This is a genomic window from Streptomyces sp. NBC_00400, from assembly GCF_036048035.1.
Classification (GTDB): domain Bacteria; phylum Actinomycetota; class Actinomycetes; order Streptomycetales; family Streptomycetaceae; genus Streptomyces.
In genome coordinates this window covers 6837113-6851041 of the sequence record NZ_CP107940.1, presented here as the reverse complement: position 1 = coordinate 6851041, position 13929 = coordinate 6837113, and the positions used below count along the sequence as shown (strand labels likewise).

General features: G+C 70.9%; 10 protein-coding genes. 4 read left to right on the top strand and 6 right to left on the bottom strand.

Features of this window, described 5'->3' with window-relative positions:
* Positions 1 to 2: 2 nt before the first annotated feature.
* Positions 3 to 935 (bottom strand): LysR family transcriptional regulator, encoded by a 933-nt coding sequence (locus OHS81_RS29950; protein WP_328388358.1) that lies wholly within the window; start codon positions 933 to 935, stop codon positions 3 to 5.
* A gap of 86 nt (positions 936 to 1021) precedes the next feature.
* On the opposite strand from OHS81_RS29950, the gene OHS81_RS29945 reads away from it, so the two are divergent.
* Positions 1022 to 2182 (top strand): TDT family transporter, encoded by a 1161-nt coding sequence (locus OHS81_RS29945; protein ID WP_328388356.1) that lies wholly within the window; start codon positions 1022 to 1024, stop codon positions 2180 to 2182.
* Positions 2183 to 2274: 92 nt separating this feature from the next.
* Here the strand turns inward: OHS81_RS29945 and OHS81_RS29940 are convergent, their stop codons facing one another.
* The 3 genes from OHS81_RS29940 to OHS81_RS29930 all read right to left on the bottom strand — a co-directional run bounded on the left by OHS81_RS29940 (position 2275) and on the right by OHS81_RS29930 (position 7136).
* Positions 2275 to 3012 (bottom strand): helical backbone metal receptor, encoded by a 738-nt coding sequence (locus OHS81_RS29940; protein ID WP_328388355.1) that lies wholly within the window; start codon positions 3010 to 3012, stop codon positions 2275 to 2277.
* Positions 3013 to 3256: 244 nt separating this feature from the next.
* Entirely contained in the window at positions 3257 to 5866 is a 2610-nt protein-coding gene (locus OHS81_RS29935; protein WP_328388354.1) for an ABC transporter permease/substrate binding protein, read from the bottom strand.
* Positions 5859 to 7136 carry a quaternary amine ABC transporter ATP-binding protein gene (locus OHS81_RS29930; RefSeq protein WP_328388352.1) on the bottom strand — a complete coding sequence of 426 codons (1278 nt, stop codon included), beginning with the start codon at positions 7134 to 7136 and terminating at the stop codon, positions 5859 to 5861. Before OHS81_RS29930 ends, OHS81_RS29935 begins: the two co-directional genes overlap by 8 nt.
* Before the next feature lie 226 nt (positions 7137 to 7362).
* On the opposite strand from OHS81_RS29930, the gene OHS81_RS29925 reads away from it, so the two are divergent.
* Together OHS81_RS29925 and OHS81_RS29920 are read left to right on the top strand one after the other, a co-directional pair.
* Positions 7363 to 8277, top strand: a complete 915-nt coding sequence (locus OHS81_RS29925) for a 5'-3' exonuclease (protein WP_328391518.1) — start codon at positions 7363 to 7365, stop codon at positions 8275 to 8277.
* Positions 8278 to 8326: 49 nt separating this feature from the next.
* Positions 8327 to 9184: a siderophore-interacting protein gene (locus OHS81_RS29920; RefSeq protein ID WP_328388350.1), complete on the top strand. Its 858-nt coding sequence runs from the start codon at positions 8327 to 8329 to the stop codon at positions 9182 to 9184.
* Between the two features lie 27 nt (positions 9185 to 9211).
* Here OHS81_RS29920 and OHS81_RS29915 read toward each other — a convergent pair whose 3' ends face one another.
* Entirely contained in the window at positions 9212 to 9568 is a 357-nt protein-coding gene (locus OHS81_RS29915; RefSeq protein WP_328388348.1) for an L-rhamnose mutarotase, read from the bottom strand.
* A gap of 329 nt (positions 9569 to 9897) precedes the next feature.
* Between OHS81_RS29915 and OHS81_RS29910 the strand changes: the two genes are divergently transcribed.
* A complete protein-coding gene (locus OHS81_RS29910) occupies positions 9898 to 11016 on the top strand; it encodes an LLM class flavin-dependent oxidoreductase (RefSeq protein ID WP_328388346.1) in 1119 nt (372 codons plus the stop codon).
* Between the two features lie 96 nt (positions 11017 to 11112).
* Here OHS81_RS29910 and OHS81_RS29905 read toward each other — a convergent pair whose 3' ends face one another.
* Positions 11113 to 13929 (bottom strand): DEAD/DEAH box helicase, encoded by a 2817-nt coding sequence (locus tag OHS81_RS29905; protein WP_328388344.1) that lies wholly within the window; start codon positions 13927 to 13929, stop codon positions 11113 to 11115.

Here is a 13929-nt window from a genome sequence, read left to right as displayed (position 1 = left end):
GCTCAGGACGCACCACGGGTCAGCCCCAGCAGCTCGCGGGCCGGGCCCGCCGGCCGCTGACCGGCGGGCCACACCGCCCGCAGCTCGCGGCCGAGCCGCAGCTCACGCACCGGAATCTCGACCAGCCGGCGCGCGGTCAGCTCCTCACCGACCGCGAGTTCGCTCAGGACGGACGGTGCCGCCTCGCTCACCACGGCCGCCTTCACGGCGGTGGTCGAGGCGAGTTCGAGGAGCGGTTCGGCCAGCCCGCCGTGCCCGGCGAGCGCCGCATCCAGCACCTGGCGGGTCCCCGAGCCCCGCTCGCGCAGGATCAGCGGGGTGGCGGCGAGTTCGGCGACGGTCAGCTCCCCCCGGCGCCGGGCCCAGGGGTGCGACGGAGCAGCGACCACGACCAGCCGGTCCTGCCCGATGACCGTCCCGTCCAGCCCCGCCGGCACCTGCAGCCCCTCCACGAAGCCGAGGTCCGCGTCGCCGCCCAGCAGCCGCTCGGCCACCGCGCCGGAATTGCCCGCCAGCAGCGATACGGCGGTCCCGGGCCGCCGCGCGCGCAGGGCGATCAGCCATCCCGGCAGCAGATACTCGGCGATGGTCATGCTGGCCGCGACCCGCAGCCGGGAATCGCGCTGCCCCCGCAGCGCCTGCGCACCGGCGTCGAAGGCCTCGGCGGCCTCCACCACCCGGCGCGCCCAGTCCGTCACCAGGGCCCCGGCGTCCGTCAACCGGGAGCCGCGCGGCGAGCGTTCGACCAGCGCCACTCCCAACTGCCGCTCCATCGAGCGGATACGGCTGCTGGCGGCGGGCTGGGAGATGCCCCGCGCCCGGGCGGCCCGCCCCAGACTGCCGAGCCGGGCGACGGCGAGCAGCAGCTCCAGCGCACCGAGGTCCGGGACCCGGTGCGCCAGCGAAACGGCGACGGGCCCGGCCTCACCACTCATCAGTCCCCCTGCACATAACCCCAGCTTATGCCCTCATAGACACGAGGTCCCTGGTGGCGGCCCTGCCGGGCACCGACGCTGTTCTCATGGCATCTCTCGCGCAAGCACCTTCCCGCCCGGGCACCGACCCCGGGACCGGTCCCGGTCCCGGCCCCGGCACGCCCGATACCGCGCCCTCGGTCCGCCATCTCGGCCCGAACTGGTACGCCGCTGTCATGGGCACCGCGATCGTCGCCAATGCCGGCACGGTCCTGCCGCTCACCGCCCCCGGCCTGCACACCGTCCTCCAGGTCGTCTGGGCGCTGTCGGCGCTGATGCTGCTGACGCTGCTGGCCGCGCGGGCCGTGCACTGGGCCCGCCACGGCGACCAGGCGCGCCGCCATCTGCTCGACCCGGCCGTCGCCCCCTTCTACGGATGTCTGGCCATGGCCCTGCTGGCGGTCGGCGGCGGCACGCTCGCCGTGGGCCGCGAGGTCATCGGCGAACCGGCCGCGGTGGCCGCCGACGCCGCCCTGTGGATCCTGGGCACCCTCGTCGGCCTCACCTGCGCCGCCGGCATCCCGTACCTGATGGTGGCCCGGCACCGCATCGAGCCCGGCAGCGCCTCTCCCGTCTGGCTGCTGCCGCTGGTCGCTCCCATGGTGTCGGCGGCGCTGGGCCCGGCCCTGGTGCCGTATCTGCCGGCCGGCCAGTGGCGGGCGGCCCTGCTGTTCGCCTGCTATGCGCTGTTCGGCATGTCGCTGCTGGCCACGCTGCTCGTCCTGCCGCTCGTGCTGTCCCGGCTGATCCACCACGGCCCGCTCCCCCTCGCGCTCACCCCCACGCTGTTCCTCGTCCTGGGCCCCCTGGGGCAGTCCACCACCGCGGTGGCCAACCTCGCCCATGCCGCACCGGGCGTCGTGGACGCCTCTTCCGCACACGCCATGGGCGCCTTCGCGGTGCTCTACGGCGTCCCGGTCATGGGCTTCGCCCTCCTCTGGCTGGCGATCGCCACCGCGCTGGTGGTGCGCGCCGTCCGCAACGGCATGCGATTCGCCATGACCTGGTGGGGCTTCACCTTCCCGCTCGGGACCTGCGTCACGGGCGCGGCGGGGCTGGCCCGGCGCACCGGCCTGACCGTCTTCGACTGGCTCGCGGTGGGCCTGTTCGCGCTCCTGGTGACCGCCGTGGCGGTGGCCGCCACCCGCACCGCCGCCGGCCTGGCCCACGGACGCCTGCTCGCGCCGCCCCGGCCGGTCACCTCGTAGGGGCTGTTTCCCCCAGCCGCCGTGCGCCGCTCGACCGCGTAGCCGTCGTACGCCGCTTCCTCACCTGGCCGCGGCCAAAGCCTCACGCCCCCTCACCGCGCCGCGGCCAAGGCCGCGGCCAGTTCGGCCGGAGCGCGTACCAGGGACGGCCCGTACCAGGTCAGATACCGGCCGCTGACCAGCGCGGCGGGCAGGCCGGGGAACGCCTCGGGACCGTCCTCGGCGCTGAAGCGGTACGGCTCGTCGGGCAGCACCACGAGGTCGGCGGCGCAGGCGAGGAGCGCGTCGAGCGGGATACGGGGGTAGCGGTCGGCATGGTCCGCGTAGTGATGGCGGACGCCCAGCCGGGCCAGGAGGTCGCCGGCGAAGGTGTCCCGGCCCAGCACCATCCACGGGCGCCGCCAGACGGGCACCACCGCCGTCCGCTCCGCCGCCGGGACCGGCAGCTCGCACCAGGCGGCCTCGGCGGCATCCAGCCACGGGGGCCGGGCCAGCCCGCAGCCGTGGACGAGGACCCGCTCCAGTTCCCGGAACGCCTGCGGCAGGGTGCGTACTTCGGTGACCAGCACCGCGATCCCGGCGGCGCGCAGCGCGGCGAGATCCGGCTCCCGGTTCTCCTCCTCGTTGGCGAGCACCAGGTCGGGGGCGAGGGCGGCGATCCGCTCCGTGTCCGGGTTCTTGGTGCCGCCGATGCGTACGACATCGAGCCCGGCCGGCTCGCTGCACCAGTCGGTGGCCCCGACCAGCAGCCCGGGGGCGGTACAGGCGACCGCCTCCGTCAGCGAGGGCACGAGGGAGACCACGCGGCGCGGCGGGGTGCGGATCGTCATGGCGCCAGCCTCGCACGGACCGGCCCGACCCGACCCGCCCCGCCCGCCCCGCCCCGCCCGGACCGGGCCCGGCGCATGACGGGATCCGTGCGTACTGCATTCCGTACCGCATTCCGTACCGCGTTCCGTCCCGCAGGCCGGAGACCCCGCAGGCCGGAGACCCCGCAGGCCGGAGACGGCCGAGCCCCGCCACCGAAGGATCCGGTGGCGGGGCTCGCCGCGCTGACGTGGGCGCCGAGGGGGGCTACTTCACGGGTGCCATCTTGTCGACGATGCCCGGATGGGCATCGATCCACTTCTGGACGCCCTTGTTCTCGTTGCCCTTGCCGGCCGCCTGGATGTCCTTCTCCAGGCTGCCGAGCTCATCGGCGCTCATCTTCCAGTTCTTCAACCAGCGGTGGAACTCCGGGAACTTGTCCGGGAAGCTCTTGTTGCCGATCGTCTTGATCTGGTTGTTGGCGCCCCAGGTGCCCTGGGGGTCCTTGAGCTTGGTGAGGTGGTACTTGCTGTACGCCCAGTGCGGGGACCACAGGACCACCGCGATGGGCTCCTTCTTGGCGTAGGCCCGCTCCAGCTCGGTGAGCATGGCGCTGGTCCCGGCCTCGGTGACGTCGAAGCCGTCCAGGCCGTACGCGGGGGACACCACGCTCTTGAGGCGCTTCATCTCACCGGTGCCCGGCTCGATACCGATGATCTTGCCGTCGAAGGTGTCCTTGTGCTTGCGCAGATCGTCCAGGGTCTTCACGCCCTTGACGTAGGACGGTACGGCGATCTCCAGGGAGGTCTTGTCGTACCAGGCCCCGACATCGACGAGATCGTTCTTGTACTTGTCCCAGTACTGCTTCTGCGCCACCGGAAGCCAGGCGTCGGTTTCGACATCGATCTGTCCCGTCGACAAACCGGTCCACATCGGGCCGACATCGAGGTTCTGCAGCTTCGGCTTGTAGCCCCGCTTCTCCAGGATGTTCTTCCAGAGGTAGGTGGTGGCGATGCCCTCGTCCCACGCCGGGTAGCCCATGGTCGGGGTCTTGCCCGCGTCCTTGCCCTTGGCGTACTGGGCCTTGGCCGACGGCGCCAGCTTGTTGACCAGGCCCGGATGCTGCTTGAGCCAGGCGCGCACGCCCTCCTGCTCATGCCCCGTACCGGCGTTCTTGACCGCGCTTTCGAGGCTGGTGAGCTGCTTCTCGTCCAGGTGGAAGTTCTTCATCCAGCCGGCGACCTGCGGCTCGTCCTTCGAGAAGCCCTTGCGGCCCAGCATGTGCAGGCTGTCCCCGGAGCCGAAGGAGCCCTTGGGGTCCTTGAGCTTGGTCAGCTTGTACTTGTCGTAGGCCCAGTGCGGCGACCACAGCGTGACGGCGATCGGCTTCTTGTCGTGGATCGAGCGGTCCAGCTCGGTGAGCATGGACGAGGTGCTGGACTCCATGACCTTGTACTCGCCGCCCAGGCCGTAGTCCTTGAGGACCTTGTCCTTGAGGATCTTCATCTCGCCGGCGCCCGGCTCGATACCGACGATCTTGCCGCCGAAGGTGCCGCCCTTGCCCTTGAGGTCGTCCAGGGTCTTGACGTCCTTCATGTAGGACGGGACCGCGATCTCCAGCGAGGTCTTGTCGTACCAGGCGCCCAGGTCCTCGAGCTTGTCCTTGTACTTCTTCCAGTACTCCGCGTGGGTCGTCGGCAGCCAGGCGTTGGTCTGTACGTCGATGTCACCACGGGCCTGGCCGGTGAAGAGCGGGCCGGCGTCCAGGGCCTGGGCCCGGGGCTTGTAGCCGCGCTGTTCGAGGATCTCCTTCCACAGGAAGGTCGTGGCCTTGCCCTCGTCCCAGTTGACGTAGCCGAGGCTGATGGGGCGGCCGTTGCCGTCGGTGCTGCCCGCGCCGCTGCCCTTGTCCTTGCCGAGGACGCTCATCCCGCCGGCGACCAGCGCGAGCACGACCACGGCGACCGTCGCCAGGGAGGTCGCGGGCTTCCACTGGAGGAACTTCAGGCCGCCGAGCGCGGCCTGCGCCTTGGCCAGCGCGCGCCGGCCGAGCGGGGAGACCCGCTGGTTGAGCGCGCTGGTCATCCGGTCCAGGTACACCGCGAGGATGACGACCGCGAGACCGCCCTCCGCGCCCAGCTTCACATCGACCGAGCTGAGCGAGAGGTAGACCGTGCCGCCGAGACCGGCCCCGCCGACCATGCCGGCGATGACGACCATGGACAGCGCCAGCATGATGACCTGGTTGATACCGGCCATGATCGTCGGCAGTGCGAGCGGCAGCTGTACGCGGAAGAGCGTGCGCCGCGGATGGGTACCGAACGCGTCGGCGGCCTCGACGAGTTCACCGTCGACCTGCCGGATGCCCAGTTCGGTCATGCGGACCGCGGGCGGCATGGAGAAGACGATGGTGGAGACGATGCCGGGGACGGCGCCCAGGCCGAAGAAGAGGATGCCGGGGATCAGGTAGACCATCGCGGGCATCGTCTGCATCAGGTCCAGGACCGGACGCACCGCTCCGCTGACGGCACGGTTACGGGCCGCCCAGATACCGAGGGGGACGGCCACCGCGACCGTGATGATGCAGGCCACCAGCACCAGCGAGAGCGACTGCATGGTCTGGTGCCACTGCTCGATCGAATCGATCAGGGCGAAGCCGGCGAACGTCAGCACGGCGGCCGGCAGACCCCGCAGCCACCAGGCGATCACCGCGAAAATGCCCGTCAGGAGCAACGGTGTGGGGCCGGAGAGGACCGCGAGGATGCCGTCGTAGAAGCCGCCCAGCACGGTCGTGACGAAGTGGAAAAGCCACTCGGCGTGGTCCCGCAGCCATTCGACCAGGCTGTCGGCCCAACTGCCTATCGGAATCCTAGGCACCGGCGTTCACCTTGTCCTCGGGGTCGTGGTCCGTGGACGTGTTCCCGGACGTGGGCTCGGAGGTCTTGTCCGCCGGTGTCTTGTCGGCCGGTGTCTTGTCGGCCGGTGTCTTGTCGGCCGGTGTCTTCTCCACCGATGTCTTCTCCGCGGCCGTCCCGCCGTCGGCCTCGGCCGAGACGGGGAGGGCCGGGGCCGGGCTCTGCTCCGCGGCCTCCCCGAGGACGGCCAGCAGCCGCTCGGCCGTGACGGCCCCGACCAAAGCGCCCTGCTCATCGGTCACGGCGACCGGAACGCTGCTGGTCGAACAGGGCGTGAACAGCTCGACCAGCGGGGTGTCGACCCCGACCGTGGCGGGCGCCGCGGCCCGGAACTCCGCCGCGGTGGTGAGCTTGCCGCCCTCCGGGGTCGTGGCGCCGAGCACGGTCCCGACCTCGGTCATGATCGCGCCCGCGGTCAGCACCCGGGTGCGGTCCACGTCCTGGGTGAAGGAGGCGACGTAGTCGTTGGCCGGTGTGACGAGAATGTCCTCGGCACTGCCGATCTGCACGATCCGGCCGTCGCGCATCACGGCGATCCGGTCGCCGAGCCGCATGGCCTCGTTCAGGTCGTGGGTGATGAAGACGATGGTCTTCTTCAGCGACTTCTGCAGCTCCAGCAGCTGGTCCTGCATATCGCGGCGGATCAGCGGGTCGAGCGCGCTGAAGGACTCGTCCATCAGCAGCAGATCGGCGTTGGTGGCCAGCGCACGGGCCAGTCCCACGCGCTGCTGCATACCGCCGGACAGCTCGTCGGGCCAGGACTTCTCCCAGCCCTTGAGCCCGGTGAGTTCCAGCGCTTCGGTGGCGCGCGCGATGCGCTCGGCGCGCGGTACGCCCTGCACTTCGAGGCCGTAGGCGGCGTTCTCCAGCACACTGCGGTGCGGGAAGAGCGCGAAGTGCTGGAAGACCATGGAGATCTTCTGGGAGCGGACCTTGCGCAGCTCCTTGTCGCTGAGCGACGTCAGGTCCTGGCCGTCGAAACGGACGGTCCCCGAGGTCGGCTCCAGCAGCCCGTTGAGCGTGCGCAGCAGGGTGGACTTGCCCGATCCGGAGAGCCCCATGACGACGAATATCTGGCCCTCGTCGACCTCGATCGAGGCGTCGATCACCGCGGCTGTCGTGCCTTCGGCCCGCAGCTCCTCCCGGTCGGCGCCGGCTTCGAGTTTGCGGACCGCGTCCTCGGGTCGTCTGCCGAACACCTTGTACAGGTGCTCGGCTTGCAGCCTGGCCACATATGCCTCTCTTGTCGATCGGAGGACGACCTGCCACCCCCGTAGCCAGGTCGCGGAGCGGCACGGGTTCCGCCCGCTTTACCGGTCGAAAGGTTGAATCTCGACCGGGTCCACTCCGGCTGCGCGCCTGCCCGTCTTTATCTGGCTCAAACAAGTCAGTGATTCAGCTCACATCTGCGTGACGTATGGGGCATACGGCAAGATGCGGGATGTGACTCGACGCCTGATGCTCCTCGACACCGCCTCTCTCTACTTCCGCGCCTATTTCGGGGTACCGGAATCAGTCAAGGCCCCGGACGGCACCCCGGTGAACGCGGTACGCGGCCTGCTGGACTTCATCGCCCGGCTCGTCCAGGACCACCACCCCGATGACCTGGTCGCGTGCATGGACTTCGACTGGCGCCCCCAGTGGCGGGTCGACCTGATCCCCTCGTACAAGGCGCACCGGGTCGCCGAGGAGGCTCCGTCGGGCTCCGCGGAGCCCGACGAGGAGGAGATCCCCGACACCCTCTCGCCCCAGGTCCCGGTCATCGAGGACGTCCTGGACGCCCTGGGCATCGCCCGCATCGGGGCGGCCGGCTACGAGGCCGATGACGTCATCGGCACCCTGACCGCACAGGCGAAGGGCCCGGTGGACATCGTCACCGGCGACCGCGACCTCTTCCAGCTCGTCGACGACCGCCGCGGCATCCGCATCCTCTATCCGCTCAAGGGCGTCGGCACCCTCCAGATCACCGACGAGGCCCTGTTGCGCGAGAAGTACGGGGTGGACGGGCCCGGTTACGCCGATCTGGCGCTGCTGCGCGGCGACCCCAGCGACGGCCTGCCCGGCGTACCGGGCATCGGCGAGAAGACCGCCGCCAAACTGCTGGACACCTACGGCGACCTGGCGGGCATCATGACCGCCGCCGACGATCCGGCCTCGAAGGTGACCCCCGCCCAGCGCAAGCGGCTGCTGGAGGCGCGTCCCTATCTGGCCGTCGCCCCCAAGGTCGTGAAGGTGGCCGCCGACGTGCCCGTGCCCGCCGTCGACCACACCCTGCCGGCCGAACCGGCCGACCCCGAGCGCCTGGAGGCACTGGCCGCCCGATGGGGCCTCGGCGGAGCCCTGCAGCGACTTCTCCTCACCTTGAGCCGATAACCTGTTAGGTTAGGTATACCTAATAAATATCGCCTCAGGGGAGATTGCCGTGGCAGCAGAGCGTCCGTCCCGCAAGAAGCCCACCCTGCACCGCGCCCGGGTGCAGCGCACCGAGCAGCTCACCCCGCACATGGTCCGCGTGGTGCTGGGCGGTGACGGGCTGGCGGAGTTCACGGCCGGCGAGTACTCCGACCATTACGTGAAGCTGGTCTTTCCGCAGCCCGGCGTCAACTACCCCGAGCCGTTCGACATCGCGCAGATCCGCGCCGACTTCCCGCGCCACCAGTGGCCCAGCACCCGTACCTACACCGTCCGCGCCTGGGACGCCGCAGCCCGCGAGCTGACCGTGGACTTCGTGGTGCACGGCGACGAGGGCCTGGCCGGGCCGTGGGCGGCCGCGGCGAAGCCCGGCGAGGAGATCCACCTGTCCGGGCCCGGCGGAGCCTACATCCCCGAGGCGGACGCCGACTGGCACCTGCTGGCGGGGGACGAGAGCGCGCTGCCCGCCATCGCGGCGTCCCTGGCCCGGATGCCCGCGGGGGTGCCGGTGCACGCCTTCATCGAGGTGGCGGGCCCGGAGGAGCGTCAGGAACTGGAGGTACCGGCCGGTGCCGAGGTCCGCTGGCTGTACCGCGGTACCGCGCCGGTCGGCCGTGAACTGGTCGCCGCCGTACGGGCGCTGGAGTTCCCGGCCGGCCGGGTCCAGGCGTTCGTGCACGGCGAGGCAGGGTTCGTGAAGGAACTGCGCCGCCTGCTCCGCGTCGAGCACGCGATCCCCCGTGAGGCCCTGTCCGTCTCCGGCTACTGGCGCACCGGCCACAACGAGGACGGCTGGCAGGCCGCCAAGCGCGACTGGAACCAGCAGGTCGAGGCCGAACAGGAGTCCGCGCCGGCGACGGCCTCCTGACCCCGCCCGTCCGCGGCGCCGGCCGGTTCAGTCGTGGTGGAAGACCTCCCGCATCGGTGTCCACCACTCCCCCGGTACGGCGCCGCCGGTCTGCTCCTGGCAGGGATCGGTGAGCTGCCACCACCGCCGGGTGGCGGGGTCGGCGGCCATCCTGGCCATATCGGCGGCATAGTCGTCGCCGACGTACTCGGCGTACGAGAACAGCACCTCGCCCTCGAGGAAGATCGAGTAGTTGCGGAGGCGGCAGGCGGTGATCATCGCCAGCACCTCCGGCCAGACCTCCGCATGCAGCCGCAGATACTCCTCGCGGTGTTCCGGGCGCAGCCTGATGAGCTTTCCGAAGCGCCGCACCGGAGCGGCGCCCTCGTCCCTGGTCGCACACATGGCGGCATCCTTCCCCGCCACCCCGGCGGCCGCACCCGGCTCCGTCCGGACCGCCGCGAACTCACCGCGTCGCGGCAGGAATTGATTGACGGCACCTGCATCCGCCTGTTCCACTGAGCGCATGCGTCCTCAGCAGCGGCTGGTCACCCGTGACCACATCGACTTCGGTCGGGTGTGGTCGGCCTCCTGTTGCCGCTGACTTCTCCGTAGCGCAGCACCCCCTCTCCGTACGGCGATTCCGTACGCCCGCATGCCCGACGCGCATGCCCCGCGCGCTCGCCCACGCGCGCACCCACGAACGCGCGACCCACGAGAAGACGAGGCCGCCCATGCCTGTCGAATTCCTCGGCATTGCCGCAACCCACGACGGTTCCGAAGTCACCCCCCGCTCCGGGGCGTCCTTCGACAAGGACTACACGCTGAAACTGGCCCGCGCCCACGAGGAGTACGGCTGGGACCGGGTGCTGTTCGCCTACGGTTCCGGCTCCCCCGACCCCTCCCCGGCCGCCGCCTTCGTCGCCGCCCGCACCGAAACGCTGCAGATCCTGGTGGCGCACCGCCCCAACGTCTCGTATCCCACCTTCGCCGCGAAGACCTTCGCGACGCTGGACCGGATCAGCGACGGGCGGCTCGCGGTCCACTTCATCACCGGCGGCAACGACCACGAGCAGGGCCGCGAGGGCGACACCCTCACCAAGGACGAGCGCTACGACCGCACCCGCGAGTACATCCGCCTCGTCAAGAAGATCTGGACCACCCATGAGCCCTTCGACCACGAGGGCACCCACTACCGCTTCCACGACTTCGTCTCGGACACCTTCCCCGTCCAACAGCCGCACCCGCAGGTCTCGTTCGGGGGCTCCTCGCCGGCGGCGTACGCGGCGGGCGGCGCCGAGGCGGACATCTACTGCCTGTGGGGCGAGCCGCTGGCGCAGACCACCGAGCAGATCACCTCGGTGCGGGCCGCGGCACAGGCGGCGGGCCGCACCGATGTGCCCAGGATCCAGGTCGCGTTCCGGCCGATCATTGCGCCCACCGAGGAGCTGGCCTGGGAGAAGGCGCACCGCACCCTGGAACGGATCAAGGCCCGCAAGGCGGGCGGCGCACTCAGCCGCCGGCATCCGCTGACGAACCCGCAGAACGCCGGGTCGCAGCGGCTGCTGGCGGTGGCCGCCGAGGGCGAGCGGCACGACCGGGCGCTGTGGACCCCGACCGCCGCGGAGACCGGCGGAGCGGGCAACTCCACCGCCCTGGTCGGCACGCCGGAGACCGTCGCGCAGGCCCTGCTCGACTACTACGACCTGGGCGTGGACATCCTCTCCGCCCGCGGCTACGACCTGCTGGACGACGCCATCGACTTCGGCCGGTACGTCATCCCGATCGTGCGCGAGGAGGTCGCCACACGCGATGCGGAGCGGGCGGCCGCCGACGGCCGCCAGGCGTCGTAACCCTCGTCCGCTCCTCCCCGACAGCAGTCGGCGCCGCACCCCGGAGAACGGGGGTGCGGCGCCGTCGCTCTGCCGGGCCGGTCCCGGCCCTGCCGCTCAGCCCACCGACGAATACGCCACCACGCCGCGCAGCACACCGTCCATGGCCTTGCGGGCGGTACGCGCCACCGTGCCGCCGGGCGGGGCCGCCACGGCGATCTGGCCGAGGACGTCGACCAGCTGCTTGCACCAGCGGACAAAGTCACCGGCGGGCATCTCCGCCTCCCGCAGGACCTCGTCGAGGCCGAAGCCGGAGGCCCAGCGGTACGCGGCCCAGGCGAAGCCGAGGTCCGGCTCGCGCTGGCCGACGCCCTCCGCCTGGTTGATCTTGTGGTCCTCCTCCAGGGCGTCCAGCCGGCCCCAGATGCGGACCATCTCGCCCAGTGCGTCCCTGGCCTTGCCGGCCGGCAGCTTGGGTGCCACCGCGTCGTCCGCCTGCCGTGCCTCGTACACCAGCGCCGAGGCGCAGGCCGCCAGCTCCGCCGGGCCAAGGCCCTCCCAGACGCCCTCGCGCAGGCATTCGCTCGCCAGCAGATCCAGCTCGCCGTAGAGCCGGGCCAGGCGGCGGCCCTCGTCGGTGACGGTGTCGCCTTCGAGGTAGTCCAGCTCGGTCAGCAGGGCGCAGATCCGGTCGAAGGTACGGGCGATGGTGTTCGTCCGCCCCTCGATCCGGCGCTCCAACTGGCGGGTGTCGCGCAGCAGCCGGTGATAGCGCTCCGCCCAGCGGGCGTGGTCCTCGCGCTCGGCACAGCCATGGCAGGGGTGCGCCCGGATCTCCGTCCGCAGCCGGGCGATCTCGCGGTCGTCGGCCGCCGCCGCGCGGGGCTTGCGGTGCCGCGACGGCACCCGGTGGCCGGCCTTCGTCCGCAGCGCCGAGGCAAGATCGCGGCGCGACTGCGGGCTGCGGGCGTTGAAGGACTTGGGGATCCGCATCCGGTCCAGCGCCTCGACCGGCACCGGGAAATCGATCGACCCCAGCCGCTTGACCTGCCGCTCGGCGGTCAGCACCAGCGGACGCGGGCCGTCCTGCGCCTCGAAACCGCGATGGCCGTTGGTCCGCCCCGAGGGCATACCGGGGTCGAGGACCAGCGCGAGACCGGCGTACTTGCCGGTCGGCACATGGATGACATCGCCGGGCTTCAGCTTCTCCAGCGCCGCCGCGGCCGCCACCCGCCGCTGAGCCGCGCCCTGCTTGGCCAGCTCCGTCTCCCGCTCCTTCAGCTCCCGCCGCAGCCGGGAGTACTCCTCGAAGTCGCCGAGGTGACAGGTCATCGAGCCGCGGTAGCCCTCCAGCCCCTCCTCGTTCTTCTGCACCTGCCGCGAGATCCCGACCACCGACTTGTCGGCCTGGAACTGCGCGAAGGACATCTCCAGCAGCTCCCGCGAACGGTGCCTGCCGAACTGCGAGACGAGGTTGACCGCCATGTTGTACGACGGCTTGAAGGAGGACCGCAGCGGATACGTACGCGTCCCGGCGAGCCCGGCCAGCGCGCCCGGGTTCATCCCCCGCTGCCACAGCACCACCGCATGGCCCTCGATGTCGATCCCGCGGCGACCGGCGCGGCCGGTCAGCTGGGTGTACTCACCGGGGGTGATGTCGGCGTGCTGCTCGCCGTTCCACTTCACCAGCTTTTCCAACACCACGGAACGCGCGGGCATGTTGATGCCCAGCGCCAGCGTCTCGGTGGCGAAGACGGCCTTGACGAGCCCCTTGACGAACAGCTCCTCGACGACCTCCTTGAACGTCGGCAGCATGCCGGCGTGGTGCGCCGCGATGCCCCGTTCCAGGCCCTCCAACCACTCGAAGTAGCCCAGCACATGGAGGTCGTCGTCCGGGATTCCGGCCGTCCGCGCCTCCACTATGCGGCGGACCTCCTCGCGGCCCTCCTGGTCGTTGAGCCGCAGGCCCGAATACAGGCACTGCTGGACGGCGGACTCGCAGCCGGCGCGGCTGAAGATGAAGGTGATCGCGGGCAGCAGGCCCTCGTTGTCGAGGCGGTCGATGACCTCGGGCCGGCTGGGCGTCCAGATCCGGGCACGCTGGCGCCGCTCGCGCTCACGGTCCGCCTCACGCAGATTGCGGCCCCGGCGCTTGTCCCGGCCGAACGTCGGCCGGCTGTTCTCCATCCGCGCCAGCCGCTCCAGATCGGGATTGACCTCGCGGCGGCCGCCGCTCTGCCCGTCCCGCTCCTCGAACAGGTCGTATATCCGGCGGCCCGCGAGGACGTGCTGCCACAGCGGCACCGGGCGGTGCTCGGAGACGATCACAGCCGTGTCACCACGGACCGTGTCCAGCCAGTCGCCGAACTCCTCGGCATTGGAAACCGTCGCCGACAGTGACACCAGCGTCACCGATTCGGGCAGATGGATGATCACCTCTTCCCAGACGGCGCCACGGAAGCGGTCGGAGAGGTAGTGCACCTCGTCCATCACCACATAGCCGAGGCCGGTCAGCGACCGGGAGCCGGCATAGAGCATGTTGCGCAGCACCTCGGTGGTCATCACGACCACCGGGGCTTCGGAGTTGACACTGTTGTCGCCGGTCAGCAGACCGACCTTTTCGGCGCCGTAACGCTTGACCAGATCCTGGTACTTCTGGTTGGACAGCGCCTTGATGGGCGTGGTGTAGAAGCATTTTCGGCCCTGCTCCAGGGCCAGGTGGACGGCGAATTCGCCGACGATCGTCTTTCCGGATCCGGTGGGGGCCGCGACCAGCACGCCCTTGCCGGCCTCCAGGGCCTGGCACGCCTCGACCTGGAACTGGTCCAGGCCGAAGTCGTACATCTCCCGGAAAGGGGCGAGTGCGGTGGCCTGCTCGGCCGCCCGGAGCTTGGCGGCGGCATAGCGCTCAGCAGGGGACATGTCCTCGGTCAT